The sequence below is a fragment of the Pseudomonas sp. RIT-PI-a genome (assembly GCF_001187875.1).
Classification (GTDB): domain Bacteria; phylum Pseudomonadota; class Gammaproteobacteria; order Pseudomonadales; family Pseudomonadaceae; genus Aquipseudomonas; species Aquipseudomonas coleopterorum.
Map to the genome: position 1 here is coordinate 60,942 of NZ_LGIR01000015.1, position 18,671 is coordinate 79,612.

Sequence of the window (18,671 nt, forward strand, 5' to 3'; positions counted from 1 at the left end):
GTCAGAGTTTCAGGCTGCTTTGCGTGGGAGTGAGGTCCGTGCCCTGTTGGCCGGACGGGCCGATCAGTTGTACCTGAATTTTCTGGGTGGCGGGGAAGGTACTGAACAGGCGCGCAAGGTCCAGGTGGTCAAGGGCCTTCGGCGACGCGCAGGTGAAGTGGTAGTGGGCGTGAATCTCGCTGTGCTCGTGATGGTGCTCATCGCCTTGCTTGGCTTCGGTGGCGCCGTGCTCGTGATCCGGCTTGTCGCCGAACAGCGGGCTTTCCAGTTCCTGGTCGGTGACCTTGCAGCCCGCTGCGGCGGGCAGGCTGAACAGCGCCAGGGGTTGCTCCAGGGTCTTGCGGGCTGCGGCGACCTTGGCTTTGTCGGCATCGCTGCTGGCGGCGTGTTCGAAACCCACCAGGTTCATGGCCGGGCTTTGCAGTTCCAGTTCCAGCGTCTGCCCATCCAGGGCAGCGTCGAGGCGGGCCACGCCATGTTCATGGGCGCCGAGGCTGCCGTGCTCGTGCTCGTGTTCATGCTCGTGATCGTGGCCCTCTTCGTGGGCGTGGACGACGAGGGGCAGAAGGGCAAAGGGCAGGGCAAGCATGAGACGGCGCATAAGGGAATCTCGTGAGCGGTATGGAAACGCAATGTTATAACAAATTTACATTTTGTGACCATGCTTGGGGAAAGATTCATGTTCGCTTCAGGCAGCGGGCGCGGACGGCATGATGTCGAAGGCGGGATTGCTTCACTGGCGGGGCGCTGCTACAACGAGGCCTCGTTATGAAAGGGCATCCGCATGATCAGAATCAAAGGCACCGTCGGCAATCTGCCGGTGGACCTGGCCATAGAAATGGACGCCCAGGATTGGGCGCACCTCACCGGCCCATTGGCGACGGCTGTCGAAGCTGCGCCGACGTCGGCAGCGACGCCCGCGCCGGGCAAGGGCAAGGCGCAGGACGACGGCGCCTGGCGCAGCGTGCTGTTGCTGCTGGAGCAGGCGGGGCGTATCGAGGGGCCGGCGTTGCTGGATCAGGTCCAGGGGTTGGTGGGTGACGTGGCGGCCGGCAAGCGAATGCTGGTGCGCTTGCGCCATTGTCCGCAGGTGAAGGTGGAAGCCGGCGCGGATGCGCCGGTCTATTGCTGGGTCGGCTAGCGGGTAGGACCGTTCGCCTGGCAGGTCCCTGTGCAATCCATCAGTACAGGGCGGCGAACAGCTTGCGGCGGTAGGTGGTCACCAGTGGGTGATCGTTGCCGAGCAATTCGAACACTTGCAGCAAGGTCTTGTGCGGCAGCCCTTCGCTGTAGCTGCGATTGCGTATGAACAGCTGGAGCAAGCCGTCGAGGGCGGCTTCGTAATGCTGGCGCGACAGCTGCTGGATGCACAACTGGTACGCCGCTTCGTCGTCGCCCGCGTCGCGACCCAGGCGGGCCTTGAGATCGGCCACGTCGGGCAGGGTCTTCGCCTGGCGCAGGAACGTCAGCTGCGCCTTGGCACCGGCCAGCGCAGCCTTGTGCTCATCGCCGCTGACGGCGTCGAGCACCTGCTGCGCTTCGTCCAGCTCGCCGCGTTCGGCCAGGCAGCGGGCGAACAGGATCAACGCCCCAGGGTTGGCATTGTCTTCGGCCAGCAGCCCCTTCAAGGTCTGCTCGGCTTCGCCGAAACGGCTCTCGCTGAACAGTGCCTGCGCCAGTTCCAGCGGATCGGCTGCTGGCGGTGGCGGCATCTGCACATGGGGTTCGAGCAGCGCGCGAATGGTCGATTCAGGCTGGGCGCCTGCGAAACCATCCACCGGCTGACCATCCTTGAACAGCACCACGGTAGGCAGGCTGCGAATGCCGAAGCGGCCGACGATGTCGGGTTCGGCGTCGCAGTCGACCTTGGCCAGAACCAATTCGCCGGCATAGCTTTCGGCGATCTGTTGCAGCAAGGGCATCAGCACCTTGCAGGGGGCGCACCACTCGGCCCAGAAGTCCACCAGCACGGGCTTGATGTAGGAATTCTGGATGACGGCCTGATCGAAATCGGCAGTGGTCACGTCGAAGATGTAGGGGGTTTCTTGACTCATGTGAATCTCGAGGATCAGCGGTTCGGTGGACTATAAGGGATTCGAATCAGGCCCACCACCGCCGCTCGGATGGCCAGGTGGCGGGCGCTGTCAGGCCGTTTCAGGGGGCTTTGATCATTTCCAGGTTGCCCAGCAGTTGGGTGGTCGGTTGGCTGATCTGCACCGCAGGCAGGTGCAGGATCAACTGCCCCGACTGACTGGCACGGGCCCGCAACTCGACCCGCGAGCCTGCCGGGAAAGCCTCGGCGGCAAAGCGCAGTTGGAAGGGCAGTGGCTGATTGGTGCCGCGTTGCTTGGCGCTGGCCAGCAGCTTTTGCGGACGTCCCTTCGAATCGATCACCAGCAAGGCCATTTCAACCTCGGCACCGGCAGGCACGCCGAGCAGGTTGCCGCTGAGTTGACGCTGGTAGGCGGGCAACGGGCCGAGTTCGACGGGGGCCTTGATGACCGGCGCAGGCGCGGCTGCAGGCGGTGTGGCGCTGGCCGCGGGCTTGGGCGCATCACTGCTGCAGGCGGCGAGCAGGCTGAAAAGAGCGAGCAGAACGAGCGACTTGGACGGCATTTCGAGATCCAACAAAAGTAGATCCGTCTGTATACCGCAAAGGCTCGGGCTTGTCTTGCCAGTGGGATGCGCTACCATGGCCCTCCCTTTTTTTGTTGCCTGCCACCATGCACTGTCCCTTCTGCGGTGCCAACGACACCAAGGTCATCGATTCACGCCTGGTTGCCGAGGGCGAGCAAGTTCGCCGGCGCCGTGAGTGCCTGGCCTGTGGTGAGCGTTTCACCACCTTCGAAACCGCCGAACTGGTGCTGCCACGGCTGATCAAGCAAGACGGCAGCCGCCAGCCCTTCGACGAGGAAAAGCTGCGCGCCGGCATGCAGCGGGCCCTGGAAAAACGCCCGGTCAGCGTCGAGCGTCTTGAAGCGGCGTTGGTACACATCAAGCATCAGTTGCGCGCCACGGGCGAGCGCGAGGTCAAGTCGCTGGTCGTGGGCGAGTGGGTCATGACCGAGCTGCAGAAGCTCGATGAAGTGGCCTACATCCGTTTCGCTTCGGTCTACCGACGCTTCCAGGATCTGGACGAATTCCGTGAGGAAATCGACCGTCTGGCCCGCGAGCCGGCCAAGGAGTGACCTGCATGTCCGATCTGGCAGCCAACGACGCCCGGCACATGGCCCGTGCCCTGGAACTGGCACGCAAGGGGGTGTATTCCACGCACCCCAACCCGCGCGTGGGGTGCGTGATCGTGCGGGACGGCGAAACGGTTGGCGAAGGCTGGCATGTCCAGGCCGGAGGCCCTCATGCCGAAGTTCATGCACTGCGTCAGGCCGGTGATCGCGCCCGCGGTGCTACGGCCTATGTAACGCTGGAGCCGTGCAGCCACCATGGACGTACACCGCCGTGCGCCGAGGCGTTGGTCGAAGCAGGGGTGGCGCGGGTGGTGGTGGCGATGCAAGACCCCAATCCGCAGGTGGCGGGGCAGGGCCTGGAACGTCTGCGGCAAGCGGGCATCGCCGTTACCTGTCCGCTGCTCGCGACCGAGGCGCGTGCGCTGAACCTCGGTTTTCTCAAACGCATGGAGCACGGCCAGCCATACATTCGGGTGAAACTGGCCATGAGCCTGGACGGGCGCACGGCCATGGCCAGCGGCGAGAGTCAATGGATCACCGGGCCCGCTGCGCGCTCGGCGGTGCAGCGCCTGCGGGCGCAATCCAGTGCAGTGCTGACCGGCGCCGACAGTGTGATCGCCGACGGCGCCCGCATGACCGTACGCGCTGCCGAGCTGGGGCTGGATGCCGAGACCGTCGAACTGGCGACCCGCCGCACCCCGCTGCGCATCCTGATCGACGGCCGCCTGCGAGTGCCGCTGGATGCACCGTTCTTCCAGGCAGGGCCCGCGCTGGTGGTGACCTGCGCAGACGCGGCAGCGCATCCGCAATACGCCCATGGTGGCCATGAGTTGCTGAGTTTGTGTGGCGAGGACGGCCGGGTCGATCTGCTGAAGTTGTCCATCGAGCTGGCACGGCGAGGCATCAATGAAGTGCTGGTGGAAGCCGGGGCGAGTCTGGCCGGTGCCTTCGCGCGGCAAGGCCTGGTGGATGAATACCAGCTGTTCATCGCCGCCAAGTTCATGGGCTCCACGGCGCGACCGTTGCTCGACTGGCCGCTTGAGCGCATGAGCGAAGCGGCGCCTTTGCAGATCATCGAAATGACCGCGGTGGGCGACGACTGGCGGGTGATCGCCGTCCCGGCCCCAAACCCCGCGCCACAGCCCGCTACGGTGCCGACAAAGCGCGTATAATTTTCGGCTTGCGCCTGGCGCCAGCCCAGTTCTGGAGGAGAACTCATGTTCACCGGTATCATCGAATCCATCGGCAGCATCCGTGCGTTGACCCCCAAGGGCGGTGACGTGCGCGTCCACGTGGACACCGGCAAGCTCGACCTGGGTGACGTCAAGCTGGGCGACAGCATCGCCATCAATGGCGTCTGCCTCACAGCCGTCGAACTGCCAGGCCATGGTTTCGTTGCCGACGTCAGCCGCGAAACCCTGGACTGCACCGCCTTCCACCAGCTCAAGAACGGCAGCCGGGTCAATCTGGAAAAGGCCCTGACCCCCACCACGCGTCTGGGTGGGCACCTGGTCAGCGGCCATGTCGACGGTGTCGGCGAAGTGGTTTCGCGCCAGGAAAATGCCCGAGCCGTGGAATTCCGTATCCGCGCGCCCAAGGAACTGGCCAAGTACATCGCCCACAAGGGTTCGATCACCGTCGACGGCACCAGCCTGACCGTGAACGCCGTGGACGGCGCCGAGTTCGAGTTGACGATCATTCCGCACACGCTGAGCGAAACCATCATGGACGACTACCGTCCCGGTCGCCTGGTCAACCTCGAGGTCGATCTGCTGGCGCGCTACCTGGAGCGACTGCTGCTGGGCGACAAGGCCAGCGAGTCGAGTCATGGCGGGATCAGCGAAAGCTTTCTGGCCGCCAACGGCTACCTGAAATCCTGAACAGTCTGCTGTTCTGAACACAAGGGGGTGCCGCGTGGCGCTCAACACGATCGAGGAACTGGTGGAAGATATCCGCCAGGGCAAGATGGTCATCCTGATGGATGACGAAGACCGCGAAAACGAAGGCGACCTGATCATGGCCGCCGAATGCTGCAAGGCCGAGCACATCAACTTCATGGCCCGCCATGCGCGCGGCCTGATCTGCATGCCGATGACTCGCGAGCGCTGCGAGACGCTCAAGCTGCCGCTGATGGCACCGCGCAATGGGTCGGGCTTTGGTACCAAGTTCACCGTGTCCATCGAAGCAGCTACCGGCGTCACCACGGGCATCTCTGCCGCCGACCGCGCACGCACGGTTCAGGCTGCGGCCGCTCGCGAGGCCCGCGCCGAAGACATCGTCAGCCCCGGGCACATCTTTCCGCTGATGGCGCAGGCGGGCGGCACACTGGCCCGCGCCGGTCATACCGAAGCGGCCTGCGACCTGGCGCGCATGGCCGGTTTCGAACCGGCCGGGGTGATCTGCGAGGTGATGAACGACGATGGCACCATGTCGCGTCGCGCCGAGCTGGAAGTGTTCGCCGCCGAGCATGACATCAAGATCGGCACCATCGCCGATCTGATCCATTACCGGATGATCCATGAACGTACCGTTCAGCGGATTGCCGAGCAGCCGCTGGACAGTGAGCTGGGCCAGTTCAACCTGGTGACCTACCGCGATTCGGTGGAAGGCGACGTGCACATGGCGCTGACCCTGGGCACCGTGTCGCCGGACCAGCCGACCCTGGTGCGGGTGCACAACATGGACCCGTTGCGCGACCTGCTGATGGTCAAGCAGCCCGGCCGCTGGAGCCTGCGGGCCGCGATGAGCGCGGTGGCCGAGGCTGGCAGCGGCGTGGTGCTGCTGCTCGGTCATCAGCAGGACGGTGATGTGTTGCTGGCGCACCTGCGCGAAAGCGCCGGGCAGGCCACGGCAAAAACACCGACCACCTACAGCATCGTCGGCGCCGGTTCACAGATCCTGCGGGACCTGGGCGTGCGCAAGATGCGCCTGCTCAGTTCGCCGATGAAGTTCAATGCGATATCCGGATTCGATCTGGAAGTTGTAGAATACGTGCCCTCCGAATAAAGATAGGCTGCAAGGTTCGCCGCAGTACCGCCCAGATGGCGGTGTGCTCGAACCGCAGCGTCGATATTCGTGATCCATTATCCGCAGAGGCCGCCCACAGGCGGCCTGGCTCTTTAAGATGAGACAGACCCGAATGACCCTGAAGACCATCGAAGGTACCTTCATCGCCCCCAAAGGTCGCTACGCCCTGGTGGTTGGCCGCTTCAACAGCTTCGTCGTCGAAAGCCTGGTGAGCGGTGCCATCGATGCCCTGGTTCGCCATGGCGTCAGCGAAAGCGACATCACCATCATTCGCGCCCCCGGTGCGTTCGAGATTCCGCTGGTCGCACAGAAGGTCGCCCAGCAAAGTGAATACGCCGCGATCATCGCCCTGGGTGCGGTCATTCGGGGCGGTACGCCGCACTTCGAATACGTCGCCGGTGAATGCACCAAGGGCCTGTCCCAGGTGTCGATGGAGTTCGGCGTGCCGGTCGCCTTCGGCGTACTGACCGTGGACACCATCGAACAGGCCATCGAGCGTTCCGGCACTAAGGCCGGCAACAAGGGCGCTGAAGCCGCGCTTTCGGCCCTGGAAATGGTCAGCCTGCTGGCGCAGTTGGAGGCCAAGTGATCAACGACGAAAGCGATCGCTTCAACCCGCGCGATCCCAAGCCTGCAGACGCCGGCAAGCCTTCGCGCAGCGCCAAGCGCCGTGAAGCCCGCCAGTTGGCGACCCAGGCCCTATACCAGTGGCACATGGCCAAGCACTCGTTGAACGAGATCGAAGCGCAGTTTCGCGTCGATAACGACTTCAGCGACATAGATGGCGCCTACTTCCGCGAAATCCTGCACGGTGTGCCGGCCAGCCGCGATGAAATCGACAGCGCGCTGGCGCCCTGCCTGGACATCACCATCGAGGAGCTCGATCCGGTCGAGTTGGCCGTGCTGCGCCTGTCCACCTGGGAACTGCTCAAGCGTGTCGACGTGCCGTACCGCGTGGTCATCAACGAAGGCATCGAGTTGGCCAAGGTGTTCGGTTCCACCGACGGCCACAAGTTTGTCAATGGCGTGCTCGACAAGCTGGCGCCGAGCCTGCGTGGCCCGGAAGTAGCAGCGCACAAGCGCTGATCGCGGACATGCAGCCCATGGGCGAATTCGAGCTGATCCGACACTATTTCGCTGCGGCGTCCTGTGCGCGGGCCGGCGAGGGTGTCGCCTTGGGCATCGGCGACGACTGCGCCTTGCTGGCACTGGCGCCGGGTGAGCAGATGGCGGTTTCCACCGATACCTTGGTGGCGGGCGTGCATTTTCCCGACGGTGCCGATCCTTTCCTGCTGGGCCAGCGCGCCCTGGCCGTTGCGGCCAGCGACCTGGCCGCCATGGGCGCCAGCCCCTTGGGCTTTACCCTGGCCCTGACCTTGCCCAGCGTTTCGGCGCAATGGCTGGAAGAGTTCGCCAACGGCCTGGATGCCATGGCCGAACGCTGCGCCCTGCGCCTAGTCGGCGGCGACACGACCCGTGGCCCGCTGAGTTTGACCCTGACGGTCTTCGGCAGCATTCCCCGAGGTCAGGCCCTGACCCGCAGCGGCGCCCGACCGGGTGATCTGCTGTGCGTGGGCGGCAAGCTGGGCAACGCCGCAGGTGCCTTGCCACTGGTGCTCGGCCAGCGTCGCGCCGAGCCGGAGGTGGCCGGGCCGTTGCTGGCGCACTACTGGTCGCCGATGCCGCAGTTCGTACTGGGCCAGGCATTGCGTAGCCGGGCCAGCGCAGCGCTGGACATCTCCGACGGCCTGCTGGCCGACTGCGGCCACATCGCCAAGGCCTCGAAAGTCGCCTTGCGGGTGGAACGCGAGCGGCTACCGGTGTCCAATGCCCTGCAGGCGCTGCTGGGATTGGAAGGTGCCTGGTCGGCAGCCCTGAGTGGGGGTGACGACTATGTACTGGCGTTCACCCTGCCTCCTGAAGAAGAAGCCAGCCTGCGCGCGCAGGGCGAGGTGTTTTTCGTCATCGGCCAAGCGAGTGTTGGCGAAGGCGTCACGCTGGTCGATCATCACGGCCAGGACATCACCCCGACCATCCGGGGCTACCAACATTTTGCGGAGACACCGTGACAGACCATCCCAACCAGGTTCCAGCGGAGTTCGTGCCCCCCTCGGTGTGGCGTAATCCATGGCATTTCCTGGCCTTCGGTTTCGGTTCCGGAACCTTGCCCAAGGCGCCGGGCACCTGGGGGTCGATGGTCGCCGTGCCGTTCATTCCGTTGTGGCAGATGCTCCCGGATTGGGGCTACTGGCTGATGCTGGGTGTGAGCATGCTGTTCGGCATCTGGCTGTGCGGCAAGGTCGCCGACGATTTGCGTGTGCACGACCATGAAGGCATCGTCTGGGACGAGATGGTGGGCATGTGGATCACCCTGTGGCTGGTGCCCGAAGGCTGGGTGTGGTTGCTGGTGGGGTTTCTGGTGTTCCGCTTTTTCGACATTCTCAAGCCGTGGCCGATTCGCTGGATAGATCGCCATGTGCATGGGGGTGTGGGTATCATGTTCGACGATGTGCTGGCCGGGGTCTTCGCCTGGTTGGCCATGCAACTGCTGGTGTGGGGCTGGAGCTTCGTGTGAACCGGCCTGGCTTGGGTCGGCTATGAGGGCGCAACGGATGGGTCGATGGCGATGGCTGCTGGGCGCAGCGGTGCTGATCTGCGGGGCGGCCATCGCAGGCGCGTTGCCGCAGCCGGCCCGCATCGATCTGGTCAGTGAGGCATGGGAGGACTACACCGACGCCGATGGCAAGGGCTTGGCCTGGGACGTGTTGCGAGAAGTGTTCCAGCCGGCGGGTGTCACCGTGGTCATCCACATCGCGCCTTACATCCGCTCGGTGGGGTTGGTGCAGCAGGGTCAGGCCGATGCCTGGGTCGGTTCGTACCAGAACGAGACGCAGGCCCTGTACCCACGTTGGCATTACGACACCGATCATATCTACGCCCTGAGCCTGGTCGACAAGCCTCAGGTCGATTTCACCAGTCTGGGCGGCTATCGCCTGGCCTGGGTACGGGGCTACCAGTTCCAGAAATACCTGCCGAACGTGAAAATCTACAACGAGGTTCAGCGCCGCAACGGCATCCTGCCCATGCTCGAACACGACCGTGCCGACTATTACGTCGATGCCCTGACCGAAATCGAAGTCATCCTGCGCGAGGCGGCCGATCCCGCCCGTTTCAAGCGTATACACGTGGCCGAGCTGCCGTTGTACCTGGGCTTCAACGACAGCGCACGTGGGCGGGCGTTGCTGGCCATCTATGACCAGCGCATGGAGCAATTGGTCCAAGGCGGACAGTTGCGCGGGATCTACCAGCGCTGGGGCCAACCTTATCCATTCGATGCCCCCCAGCCAGCGCCTTGACCGGCGTGTGTAAAGCGCGCCACGATCATCCGCTGAGCAGGCCCGCAGAGCTGCTGTTACAATACTGCCCTTGTCAAGTTCATCAAGAATCAGGAGCACCCGGTGCCCGTCGTTTTTGTCGCTGCTTCTCAGCTTCCCACGCCTTTCGCTTTGTTCACCATGCATGGTTTTCTCGATGAGGCCACAGGCCGCGAGCATGTCGTGCTCAGCCTGGGCGATGTGGCTGACGGTGCACCCGTGTTGGGGCGCCTGCATTCGGAATGTCTGACGGGGGATGCGCTGTTCAGCCAGCGCTGTGACTGCGGATCGCAGCTCGAGGCCGCGTTGCAGGCCATTGCCCGTGAAGGCCGTGGCGTATTGCTGTACCTGCGTCAGGAGGGTCGAGGTATTGGCTTGCTGAACAAGATCCGTGCCTATGAACTGCAGGACGGCGGTGCCGATACGGTCGAGGCCAACGAGCGCCTGGGCTTCGCTGCCGATCAACGCGACTACGGCATGTGCGAACCGATGCTCGAACACCTGGGTGTCAAAGCCTTGCGCTTGATGACCAACAACCCGCGCAAGGTCAAAGCGTTGACCGACATGGGCATCAACGTTGCCGAGCGGGTGCCACTGCACACCGGGCACAACCCGCACAACAAATACTACCTGGCGACCAAAGCCGGCAAGCTTGGCCACATGATGGGCAACGAGCATCAGGGCGAAGTCGTCGGCACGATCCGCAAGGGTAGCGAAGGGCTGTAGTGTGCAATGCAGGGCCGACGCCGTCGGCCCTGCATTGCGATGTCGTCAGCGCTGCAACAGACGCTGACGCAGGGTGATGGCGGCTTCGATGCCGGCGGCATCCAGGCCGCACTCGGCCAGCATCTGCGCCGGCTTGGCGTGTTCCACGTAGGTGTCCGGCAAGCCCAGGTGCAATACAGGCTTGAGCACGCCTTCGCGGGCCAGGAACTCGCTGACCGCCGAACCGGCACCGCCCATGATGGCGTTCTCTTCCAACGTGACCAGCAGATCGTGACTCTCGGCCAGTTCGCGCACCAGTTGCTCGTCCAGCGGTTTGACGAAGCGCATGTCGGCGACGGTGGCATCCAGCTTCTGCGCCACCTTCAGTGCATCGGCCAGCTGCACGCCGAACACCAGAATGGCGATGCCACGGCCTTGCCGACGGACCACGCCCTTGCCGATCTCGATGCTGTCCAGGCCTTGGTGAATCGCCGCGCCCGGACCGTTGCCGCGTGGGTAGCGCACGGCTGCCGGACCTGGGTAGTGGTGACCGGTGCTGAGCATCAGGCGCAGCTCGTTTTCATCGCTGGGCGTCATCACCAGCATGCCGGGGATGCAGCGCAGGTACGACAGGTCGTAGCTGCCGGCGTGGGTCGGGCCGTCCTCGCCCACCAGGCCGGCGCGGTCGATGGCGAACAGGACGTCGAGGGTTTGCACCGCCACGTCGTGGATCAGTTGATCGTAACCGCGCTGGAGGAACGTCGAGTAGATCGCGACTACCGGCTTGGTGCCCTCACAGGCCATGCCGGCAGCCAAGGTCACCGCATGCTGCTCGGCAATGGCCACGTCAAAATACCGTTCGGGGAAGCGCTCGCTGAACGCCACCAGGTCCGAACCTTCCTTCATGGCCGGGGTGATGCCGACCAGGCGAGGATCGGCTTCTGCCATGTCGCACAGCCATTGCCCGAATACGCCCGAGTACTTCGGCCCGCTGGTCTTGGCGGGGGCGGCGCCCGGCGCGCCGAGCGGGTCGGGCTTGGTGGTGGCGGGGGAGCCGATCGGGGCGACCTCGGCCGGAGCGAACCCCTTGCCCTTCTTGGTGACCACATGCAGGAACTGCGGACCCTTGAGGTCGCGCATGTTACGCAGGGTGGCGACGAGTGTCGGCAGGTCATGGCCGTCGATCGGGCCGATGTAGTTCCAGCCCAGTTCTTCGAACAGGGTGCCGGGAACCAGCATGCCCTTGGCGTATTCCTCGGTACGGCGGGCGATTTCCCACGCACCGGGCAGGCGCGACAGGACCTTCTTGCTGCCCTCGCGCATGCTGGTGTAGGTGCGGCTGGAAAGAATCTTGGCCAGGTAGTTGGACAGGCCGCCGACATTGCGCGAAATCGACATGTCGTTGTCGTTGAGGATCACCAGCATGTCGGCGTTGACTTCCGGCGCATGGTTGAGCGCTTCGAAAGCCATGCCTGCGGTCAGGGCGCCATCGCCGATCACGGCAATGGCTTTGCGCCCGCTGTTCTGCAGGCGTGCGCCGATGGCCATGCCCAGCGCGGCGCTGATGGACGTGCTGGAGTGCCCGACGCCAAAGGTGTCGTATTCACTTTCACTGCGTCGCGGGAAGGCGGCGATGCCGTCCTTCTGACGCAGGCTGGCCATGCGTTCGCGGCGACCTGTAAGGATCTTGTGCGGGTAAGCCTGGTGGCCGACGTCCCAGACCAGACGATCGTCGGGTGTGTCGAAGACGTAGTGCAGGGCGATGGTCAGCTCGATGACGCCCAGACCGGCACCGAAATGCCCGCCGGTCTGGCCGACCGTGTAGAGCAGCTCCTGGCGCAGTTCGTCGGCCAGTGTTTCGAGCTCGGCTTCGCCCAGACGGCGCAGGCCGGCAGGAGTGTCAGCACGGTCGAGCAGAGGCGTCGCCGGGCGTTCGCGGGGGATCTCTTGAAACGTCGTGGGCATCAGGCGAATCGTTATGAGTTTTAAGAATGGAGCAGTTTACCTGATGCGGCGGCGGCTGCGCACGCGCTCGTCAGTTGCGTCGCGTCACAATGTAACGTGCCAGCTCGCGCAGCGGCTCGGCCGCGGCATCGAAAGGCTGCAACGCGTGCAAGGCCTGATCGCGCAGATCCAGGGCGTAGGCCTTGGCGGCTTCCAGACCGAGCAGGGCCGGGTAGGTCGGTTTGTTCAAGGCGATGTCGGCACCTTGCCGCTTGCCCAGAGTAGCGGTATCGCTTTCGACGTCGAGGATGTCGTCCTGCACCTGAAAGGCCAGTCCTACCGCTTGGGCATAGGCTTGCAGCGATTCGAGCTGCGCGGATTCGGCACGCGCGCTGGCCAGCGCGCCGAGGCGTACGCTGGCCTCGATCAAGGCACCGGTCTTGTGCCGGTGCATGAATTCGAGGGCGTGCCGGTCGAGCTGCAGACCCACCGAGCCCAGGTCGATGGCCTGGCCACCGACCATGCCGGCGGGGCCTGCGGCCTGGGCCAGCACCTGGACCATGCTCAGCCGGATAGCGTCGCTTTGCGGGCTCAGGCTCGGGTCGAGGAGGGCAGTGAAAGCCAGGCTCTGCAGGCCATCACCGGCAAGGATCGCGCAGGCTTCGTCGAACGCCTTGTGGGTGGTCGGCTGGCCACGGCGCAGATCGTCATCGTCCATGGCCGGCAGGTCGTCGTGCACCAGCGAGTAGGCATGGATCAGTTCGACCGCGCAGGCCGCGCCATTGGCCTGGCTTGCGTCGCCACCCAAGGCTTCGCACGCGGCGTAGGCCAGCAGCGGACGGACCCGCTTGCCACCGTTCATGACGCTGTAGCGCATGGCCTGGTAAAGCCGGGTCAGCTCTGCCGACGGGGGGATGAACAAACCTTGCAGCGCGCCATCCACGCGTTGTTGGCAGAGAGCCTGGTAGGCAGCGATCATTCAGGCTGTTCCGTGTCGAAGGGTTCTTCTGAGAGTTCGCCGTCCTTTTCCAGCAGCACCTGGACTTTCTGCTCGGCCTGGGCGAGCGCGCTCTGGCAGTCACGGGTGAGGCGGATACCGTTCTCGAAAGCGCTGAGCGAGTCTTCCAGCGAAAGCTCGCCGTTCTCCAGGCGTTCGACCAGCGTCTGCAGGTCGGCAAGGGATTGTTCGAAATCCAGGGAGGCTTTTTTGCGGGCCATGGCAGCGGTCTCGGCGAGAAGGATTGAAACCGGGCGACGTTATCAGACAGGCGGCTGCGGGGCAAATGGGAGCAACGCGGCTACTGGGGCTGGCTCTGCACGTCGCCGACGTGCACCACGGCGCGGTAGCGCACCCGTCCGTTGCGCAACTGCCGTATGGCCTGATTGACGTCTTCCATCGGCCACGACTGCACCCACGGTCTTACTTCGCGCGTCGCCGCGAAGTCCAGGGTGTCCAGAATATCCTGACGCCCACCGACATTGGCGGTGGTAATGCTCAAGGTCTTGTACATCATGGAGGCGATATCGAAGGTCACCGGTGGCGGCATGCCGGCGAAACACAACGTGCCGAAGGGCCGGAGCATGTCGACGATGGCCGTCCAGTCGCAGGTGACCGAGCTGGTCACCAGAATGTAGTCCAGGGCGTTGCGCACCTGTTTGCACTCGACAGGATTGCTCAGGTCGACGAAACGATTGGCACCCAAGGTCCGGGCATCGCGTTCCTTGTGCGGGCTGCTGGACAGCGCAGTGACGCGACAGCCGCGCTTGGCTGCGAACTGGACAGCGAGATGGCCCAAGCCACCAATGCCGACGATGCCGACCGCCATGCCGGGCCACGTGGCGCGTCTGAGCGCCGTGTACACGGTGACGCCTGCGCACAGCAGAGGCGCGGCGTGTTCGCTGCTCAGCGTGGTAGGGATGGGGAATACGAAGCGGCTGTCGCAGTGCATGTAGTCGGCCAGCCCACCGCGTTCGCCATGGGTGCAGGTGGCGATCAGGCAGGGGCAATGCTGCTCTTCCCCCCGAAGGCAGAATTCACAGCCCAGGCAGGCGCTGCGGTACCAGCCAACGCCGACCCGTTGGCCAAGGCTCAGGCCTGCGACGTTTTCACCCAAGGCACTGACGTGGCCAATCACTTCGTGCCCGCACACCTGTGGGTAGACACTCGCATCGCCCCAGTGGCCATCGATCAGGTGCAGGTCACTGCTGCACAGGCCGCAGTGAGTGACCTGGATTTCCACATCCATCGGCCTCAAGGGCGGGCTGCGGTAGCTGAGCGTCATCAGTTCGCGCTTGGATTGAGCGGCCGCCCACGCGGTGACCAGGCGTCCGTTCATGGACGGGCCTGCTCGAGGCTGTGGAGCAGTTGTCGAGTCAGCCGTGCGGCCCATCCCGAGTTGAGGCGAGGCGCCGAGGGCCCTGGGAATTCCAATTCGTTGCGCGCCGGTGTGGCGGCCAGGTCATCGAGAATCATCGGCAGGATCAAGCGGGTCTTGGCGATGATCGGGTGCTGGCGGGTGTCGCTGTCCAGGCGCTGTCGCCAGCGGTCCAGGGGTAGCGGGGCGAAGCTGCCCGGTGCGAGGGTGTCGGCCACCCAGCCACACAGGACCTTCCAGGACAGGGCTCCGTTTGGATGGCACAGGTTGGACGCTCGACCCAGTGTGCCGGCGGGTAGCTGGATCGCCAATTGCGCCAGGACCTGCGCGGCGGCGTCGACGGGTGTCAGGTCGATACCGCCGTCGAGGTCGGCTGGCCAGCATCCAAGTAAAATGCACGTGCCCAGTAGCAGGCACACGTAGTCGCTGTCGTTGACGGTGCTGTGCTCAACCCCGAGGGGCGCCGCCAGGTCGCCGCAACGGACGATGGTAACGGCCAGGCCATGTTCGCGTGCGGCGTTCAGCGCCATGGCTTCGGCAACCTGCTTGCTCTCTTCGTACCCAGTTCGCGCGCTACCGCCCCCGGCGAGAGTGGACACCAGCAGCAGCGGCATCGCACCATCGAGGGCCAGTTGCACGATCTGAGCGGTGCCTTCGACATTGCACGGCACCAGATTGGCATAGGGCTTGACCCAATTGACTTCGGCCCCTGCGTGAACAACGCAATCGACGGTTGCCGCCAGGCTCTGATAAGTATCTGCAGACAGCCCCAGTTGCGTGGCGGTGAGGCCGCCACATTCGATCTGCAGCTTGCCCAGCCAGTCCAGCGGCACGCCGGTTGGCACCAGGCCATGGCGGTGCAGGCTGTCCAGGCAGCGTTGCCGCGCTTCTGCCAGGTCCCTGGCACGGACCAGGCAGACCACCTGTTCGACCTCGAGCTGACGGGCCAGGGTGGCCAGGATGAATGCGCCGAAAAAACCCGTCGCGCCGGTCAGCAGGATGCGCTTGCGTGGTTTGGCTCGGTAGGCGTGGAGAACCTGTGCGCCGCTTTGCGGCCCAGGATTGAACGCGTAACGCGCTGCCTCCACAGCGACTTCGCGCAGGACCGAGGCCACAGGCAACCCGGCCTGGGCGCGATCAATGGCCAATGCCATGCCTTGCAGTCGCGTGTCCTTGATCAGTGTGGAGAGGGAAAGCTGTACATCGAAACGCTGGTTGAGTTCGAGCAGCAATTCGCTCAGTTGCAGGCTGCCGCCGCGGTCAAAGAAATCATCGTCTTCGTGCAAGGCCGGAATGTCGTCGCCCAGCAGGGTGCGCCAAACTGCGGAAACCTGTGCCTGGGTGGCGGTCAACGGCACTTGGTCTTCAGGCAGTGAAACGGCTTGCCCCAGGTAGGCTGCGCTCAACGCCCCGCGTTTCTGATTGCGGCCAGCGTCCAGGCTGGCCAACGCGTAGTAGGCGCTGGGTACCGCAAAGAAAGGCAGGTTCAGTGCAGCCCAGGCGCGCAGGGCAGTGGCTGTGGGCAGTTGCTTGGGGTTGGCAGGCACGACGTAGGCCAGCAATTGTCGGGCGGCGCCTTCGTGACGGCTGCCGACATAGGTTTGGGCCACCAGCGGATGGCTGTTCAAGACCTGCTCGACGTTTTCCGGATGCACCTTGTAGCCGCGGATCTTGAGGTGGGCGCTATCACGCCCGAGCAACCGCAGGCGGCCGTTGCCCAGCCAGATCACCCGATCGCCGCTGTCGAACAGCTGGCCGTTCAGCGCAGCGTCAGGCTGCCCGAGGTAGCCAGTGAACATCCCTGGCGTACGCAGGTGCAGGTGACCTGCGACGCGGTGGGGCACCGCCTGCCCGTCCCGGTCAAGCACCCGGGCTTCGACACCCCTGATCAATTGCAGGCTGCCGTCATCGTGTTTGAGCGCAACGTCGCCGGCTTCGTTGGAACCGTACAGGTCGATCAGGTGACAGTCGGGCAGTAATGCCTGCACGTGTGAACGCAAGGCCGCCGACAGGTTCTCCCCGCTGCTCCAGAGCACTTCCAGGCCCGCGCAGCAGGCCACGAAACGAACTTCTTCACGGACCAGGCCCTGCAACAACGATGGGGTAATCATGATCTGCTGCAGATGGTTGTCGGCGATGAAGTTCATCAGTCGGATCGGGTCCAGCACCACCTCATCGCCGATAAGCACCGTGGTACACCGGCTGAGCAGCGGGTAATACAGGTAGCTGGTCAGCCAGGCATTGAAGCCTACTCGTTGCCCAGGCTGCAGATAGCTCTGCCACAAGCCCAGGGAATCAAGCACGGCAGACGGTGGCATCAACGCCACCTTGGCAGGGCCGCTGGTGCCCGAGGTCAGCAGGCCGTAGGCGATGGCCGAACGAGCGGGTGCCCATGACGGACAGTCGGCAGGTACCTGGCGGGCGAATTGGCTTTCCAGCAAATGGGGCTGCGTGGCATCCAGCTGTCGCGCGCCATCGGCGTCGCACAGCACCAGGCAATCGCCCAGGCGCTCGAGCAACTGATGGCAATGTTGAGCGCTGTACCAGGCAGGCACCTCGAGATAGCGGCGGCCGGCCAGGGCACAGGCGGTCATGGCCACGGCCGTGTGGATGTTCTTGCGCTTGAACAACACCGCCCAGGCATCAGGCGCCAGGCGGGCTCGCAGCACCTGTGCCAACCGCTGCGCCTGATCGTGCAGTTGCTGCAGGGTCAGGCTGTCGCGCCCATCGCTGACGGCGACGTGATCCGGGTCGGCGGCCACGCAGGCATTGAACGTATCCAGCCAGTCAGGCACGGCTACCGGGCTCAGGTTGTGATGGTTGAAGGTGCCCCAGTCATCGAGACTGCGTTCGCGCAAGCGTTGCAGTTGCAAGGTGCAGGCCTGAGGCGCTGTCAGTGGCGAGGGGCCGGTTCGGCCTTGTGCATCCAGCAAATGGAAGCCGGTTTCGGTCAGCAGCCCGATCACGCAGGCTTGCGCCATCAGCTTGTCGATGGACGGCCGCTGCGCTGCGATGTCCGCTTCCCGGCACACCAACAACAGCGGCTGGCCGAGCAGTTCATGCAGTGGGGCCGGCGCGTCGGTCTTGGCCCAGGTGAGTGCCGAGGTATCCAGGGCATGGCAGTCCACCCTGGGGAACTGGGCCATGGCCCAGAGCAGGTGACCTAGGTCCTCGCTGCCGCTGTGCAGCCCGCTGTGCAGCAGGACGATATCCAGATTCGCCGAAGGTGCGCGGTGCAGATTGCTGAGCGTCCCGGCGGTACTGGCAGGTCGCTGCAGGCCGGCTAGCAGGGCGAAGAATCGATACGTCGGCTGGGCGTTGGCGGCGGTTTCGTCGACCACGGCGGGGTAGGCTTGCTCAGGGTGGTGCACGGGTGCAAAACCGGTCGAGCGTTGCGCCTCTTCGTGCCAGCCCTTGAAAAACTGCCAGGCAGGTACCGTTTGTGCTTCCCATTGCAGCATGGTCGGGTTGAACGGTACGCCCAGAAAGTCGCACAACGTGCTCAAGCCGCTGGCGCTGTCGTGCATCAAGTCCTGATCGCTTTCCAGGGCCAGCAGACTCTGGGCCGGGCACACTCGGTGCACGCGCCGGTACAGCGCCAGCAGTTCCTCGAATCCCGACTCCTCGGCATCGAACCACGTGTCCTCGCCCTGAGTGCCGACGCGATACAGTGAGCGCATGACCGCCTCCGGCTCGCGGACCAGAAACACATGCTTGAACTGCTGCAGCCAGTCGTCGCTGATCTGGGCAAAGTCGCAGAACCAGGCGATTTCCTTGCTCAACAACACCGACTTCCCTTCGGGCAATGGCGCCAGGGCCAGCGCGTCCAGAGCCTGGCCATAGGTGGGCACCAGGTCCCGGTTGCCGGTCTTGCGGTGGGTGTCGAGTACGTTGCGGTATTTTTCAGGCCAGTGCTGCATCAGGAACGGCTCGCTCAGTCGTTCGTGAAGTACGTGCACGGCGGGGTGTTCCATCACGCAGCGTTCAAGTGCAGTAGAGCGACTTCTGGACACGGCCCAGATGATCACTCGCAGCGGTCGCATCAACATGTCCAGCTCCTT

The 18,671-nt window shown here is 64.4% G+C and carries 19 protein-coding genes; 11 read left to right on the plus strand and 8 right to left on the minus strand.

The genetic code is table 11. The annotated features are described in order from the left end of the window. Window position 1 precedes the first annotated feature (1 nt). Window positions 2-601 (minus strand): DUF2796 domain-containing protein, encoded by a 600-nt coding sequence (locus AC788_RS11795; protein ID WP_049860795.1) that lies wholly within the window; start codon window positions 599-601, stop codon window positions 2-4. A gap of 183 nt (window positions 602-784) precedes the next feature. On the opposite strand from AC788_RS11795, the gene AC788_RS11800 reads away from it, so the two are divergent. Then, window positions 785-1,141 carry a hypothetical protein gene (locus AC788_RS11800; protein WP_049860796.1) on the plus strand — a complete coding sequence of 119 codons (357 nt, stop codon included), beginning with the start codon at window positions 785-787 and terminating at the stop codon, window positions 1,139-1,141. Window positions 1,142-1,181: 40 nt separating this feature from the next. Here the strand turns inward: AC788_RS11800 and trxA are convergent, their stop codons facing one another. Further along, window positions 1,182-2,054, minus strand: coding sequence for a thioredoxin (trxA, locus tag AC788_RS11805; RefSeq protein ID WP_049860797.1), 873 nt, complete (start codon window positions 2,052-2,054; stop codon window positions 1,182-1,184). A gap of 100 nt (window positions 2,055-2,154) precedes the next feature. Next, window positions 2,155-2,616 carry a YbaY family lipoprotein gene (locus tag AC788_RS11810; RefSeq protein WP_049860941.1) on the minus strand — a complete coding sequence of 154 codons (462 nt, stop codon included), beginning with the start codon at window positions 2,614-2,616 and terminating at the stop codon, window positions 2,155-2,157. A 107-nt stretch (window positions 2,617-2,723) separates the two neighbouring features. On the opposite strand from AC788_RS11810, the gene nrdR reads away from it, so the two are divergent. The 10 genes from nrdR to ribA all read left to right on the plus strand — a co-directional run bounded on the left by nrdR (window position 2,724) and on the right by ribA (window position 10,312). After that, window positions 2,724-3,188 (plus strand): transcriptional regulator NrdR, encoded by a 465-nt coding sequence (gene nrdR, locus AC788_RS11815; RefSeq protein ID WP_161804299.1) that lies wholly within the window; start codon window positions 2,724-2,726, stop codon window positions 3,186-3,188. 5 nt (window positions 3,189-3,193) lie between these two features. Continuing rightward, window positions 3,194-4,357 (plus strand): bifunctional diaminohydroxyphosphoribosylaminopyrimidine deaminase/5-amino-6-(5-phosphoribosylamino)uracil reductase RibD, encoded by a 1,164-nt coding sequence (gene ribD, locus AC788_RS11820; protein ID WP_049860798.1) that lies wholly within the window; start codon window positions 3,194-3,196, stop codon window positions 4,355-4,357. A 45-nt stretch (window positions 4,358-4,402) separates the two neighbouring features. Beyond that, on the plus strand, window positions 4,403-5,065 hold the full coding sequence (locus AC788_RS11825; protein ID WP_049860799.1) for a riboflavin synthase: 663 nt from the start codon (window positions 4,403-4,405) through the stop codon (window positions 5,063-5,065). 34 nt (window positions 5,066-5,099) lie between these two features. Then, window positions 5,100-6,191, plus strand: a complete 1,092-nt coding sequence (gene ribBA, locus AC788_RS11830; RefSeq protein WP_049860800.1) for a bifunctional 3,4-dihydroxy-2-butanone-4-phosphate synthase/GTP cyclohydrolase II — start codon at window positions 5,100-5,102, stop codon at window positions 6,189-6,191. A 133-nt stretch (window positions 6,192-6,324) separates the two neighbouring features. Next, window positions 6,325-6,801, plus strand: a complete 477-nt coding sequence (gene ribH / locus AC788_RS11835; RefSeq protein ID WP_049860801.1) for a 6,7-dimethyl-8-ribityllumazine synthase — start codon at window positions 6,325-6,327, stop codon at window positions 6,799-6,801. Further along, a complete protein-coding gene (gene nusB / locus AC788_RS11840) occupies window positions 6,798-7,298 on the plus strand; it encodes a transcription antitermination factor NusB (RefSeq protein ID WP_049860802.1) in 501 nt (166 codons plus the stop codon). Before ribH ends, nusB begins: the two co-directional genes overlap by 4 nt. Before the next feature lie 17 nt (window positions 7,299-7,315). Then, window positions 7,316-8,281 carry a thiamine-phosphate kinase gene (gene thiL, locus AC788_RS11845; protein ID WP_049860942.1) on the plus strand — a complete coding sequence of 322 codons (966 nt, stop codon included), beginning with the start codon at window positions 7,316-7,318 and terminating at the stop codon, window positions 8,279-8,281. Further along, a complete protein-coding gene (locus AC788_RS11850) occupies window positions 8,278-8,787 on the plus strand; it encodes a phosphatidylglycerophosphatase A family protein (RefSeq protein WP_049860803.1) in 510 nt (169 codons plus the stop codon). Before thiL ends, AC788_RS11850 begins: the two co-directional genes overlap by 4 nt. 37 nt (window positions 8,788-8,824) lie before the next feature. Continuing rightward, window positions 8,825-9,568, plus strand: coding sequence for a substrate-binding periplasmic protein (locus AC788_RS11855; RefSeq protein ID WP_049860804.1), 744 nt, complete (start codon window positions 8,825-8,827; stop codon window positions 9,566-9,568). A gap of 102 nt (window positions 9,569-9,670) precedes the next feature. Further along, window positions 9,671-10,312, plus strand: coding sequence for a GTP cyclohydrolase II (ribA, locus tag AC788_RS11860; RefSeq protein ID WP_049860805.1), 642 nt, complete (start codon window positions 9,671-9,673; stop codon window positions 10,310-10,312). A gap of 45 nt (window positions 10,313-10,357) precedes the next feature. Here ribA and dxs read toward each other — a convergent pair whose 3' ends face one another. The 5 genes from dxs to AC788_RS11885 form a co-directional block, all read right to left on the minus strand. Next, a complete protein-coding gene (gene dxs / locus AC788_RS11865; protein WP_049860806.1) occupies window positions 10,358-12,256 on the minus strand; it encodes a 1-deoxy-D-xylulose-5-phosphate synthase in 1,899 nt (632 codons plus the stop codon). Window positions 12,257-12,326: 70 nt separating this feature from the next. Further along, window positions 12,327-13,214: a (2E,6E)-farnesyl diphosphate synthase gene (ispA, locus tag AC788_RS11870; protein ID WP_049860807.1), complete on the minus strand. Its 888-nt coding sequence runs from the start codon at window positions 13,212-13,214 to the stop codon at window positions 12,327-12,329. Further along, window positions 13,211-13,453, minus strand: a complete 243-nt coding sequence (locus AC788_RS11875; RefSeq protein ID WP_049860808.1) for an exodeoxyribonuclease VII small subunit — start codon at window positions 13,451-13,453, stop codon at window positions 13,211-13,213. The genes ispA and AC788_RS11875 overlap by 4 nt, the downstream gene beginning before the upstream one ends. A gap of 80 nt (window positions 13,454-13,533) precedes the next feature. Further along, window positions 13,534-14,571: an NAD(P)-dependent alcohol dehydrogenase gene (locus AC788_RS11880; protein WP_049860809.1), complete on the minus strand. Its 1,038-nt coding sequence runs from the start codon at window positions 14,569-14,571 to the stop codon at window positions 13,534-13,536. Then, the gene (locus AC788_RS11885) at window positions 14,568-18,659 is read right to left on the minus strand and encodes an SDR family oxidoreductase (RefSeq protein WP_049860810.1); all 4,092 of its coding nucleotides are present in this window, start codon (window positions 18,657-18,659) and stop codon (window positions 14,568-14,570) included. Before AC788_RS11885 ends, AC788_RS11880 begins: the two co-directional genes overlap by 4 nt. Window positions 18,660-18,671 lie beyond the last annotated feature (12 nt).

Coding starts and splice junctions, on each gene's coding strand:
- AC788_RS11795 (WP_049860795.1), bottom strand. CDS start 601: ATGCGCCGTCTCATGCTTGCCCTGCCCTTTGCCCTTCTGCCCCTCGTC.
- AC788_RS11800 (WP_049860796.1), top strand. CDS start 785: ATGATCAGAATCAAAGGCACCGTCGGCAATCTGCCGGTGGACCTGGCC.
- trxA (WP_049860797.1), bottom strand. CDS start 2,054: ATGAGTCAAGAAACCCCCTACATCTTCGACGTGACCACTGCCGATTTC.
- AC788_RS11810 (WP_049860941.1), bottom strand. CDS start 2,616: ATGCCGTCCAAGTCGCTCGTTCTGCTCGCTCTTTTCAGCCTGCTCGCC.
- nrdR (WP_161804299.1), top strand. CDS start 2,724: ATGCACTGTCCCTTCTGCGGTGCCAACGACACCAAGGTCATCGATTCA.
- ribD (WP_049860798.1), top strand. CDS start 3,194: ATGTCCGATCTGGCAGCCAACGACGCCCGGCACATGGCCCGTGCCCTG.
- AC788_RS11825 (WP_049860799.1), top strand. CDS start 4,403: ATGTTCACCGGTATCATCGAATCCATCGGCAGCATCCGTGCGTTGACC.
- ribH (WP_049860801.1), top strand. CDS start 6,325: ATGACCCTGAAGACCATCGAAGGTACCTTCATCGCCCCCAAAGGTCGC.
- thiL (WP_049860942.1), top strand. CDS start 7,316: ATGGGCGAATTCGAGCTGATCCGACACTATTTCGCTGCGGCGTCCTGT.
- AC788_RS11855 (WP_049860804.1), top strand. CDS start 8,825: ATGGGTCGATGGCGATGGCTGCTGGGCGCAGCGGTGCTGATCTGCGGG.
- dxs (WP_049860806.1), bottom strand. CDS start 12,256: ATGCCCACGACGTTTCAAGAGATCCCCCGCGAACGCCCGGCGACGCCT.
- ispA (WP_049860807.1), bottom strand. CDS start 13,214: ATGATCGCTGCCTACCAGGCTCTCTGCCAACAACGCGTGGATGGCGCG.
- AC788_RS11875 (WP_049860808.1), bottom strand. CDS start 13,453: ATGGCCCGCAAAAAAGCCTCCCTGGATTTCGAACAATCCCTTGCCGAC.
- AC788_RS11880 (WP_049860809.1), bottom strand. CDS start 14,571: ATGAACGGACGCCTGGTCACCGCGTGGGCGGCCGCTCAATCCAAGCGC.
- AC788_RS11885 (WP_049860810.1), bottom strand. CDS start 18,659: ATGTTGATGCGACCGCTGCGAGTGATCATCTGGGCCGTGTCCAGAAGT.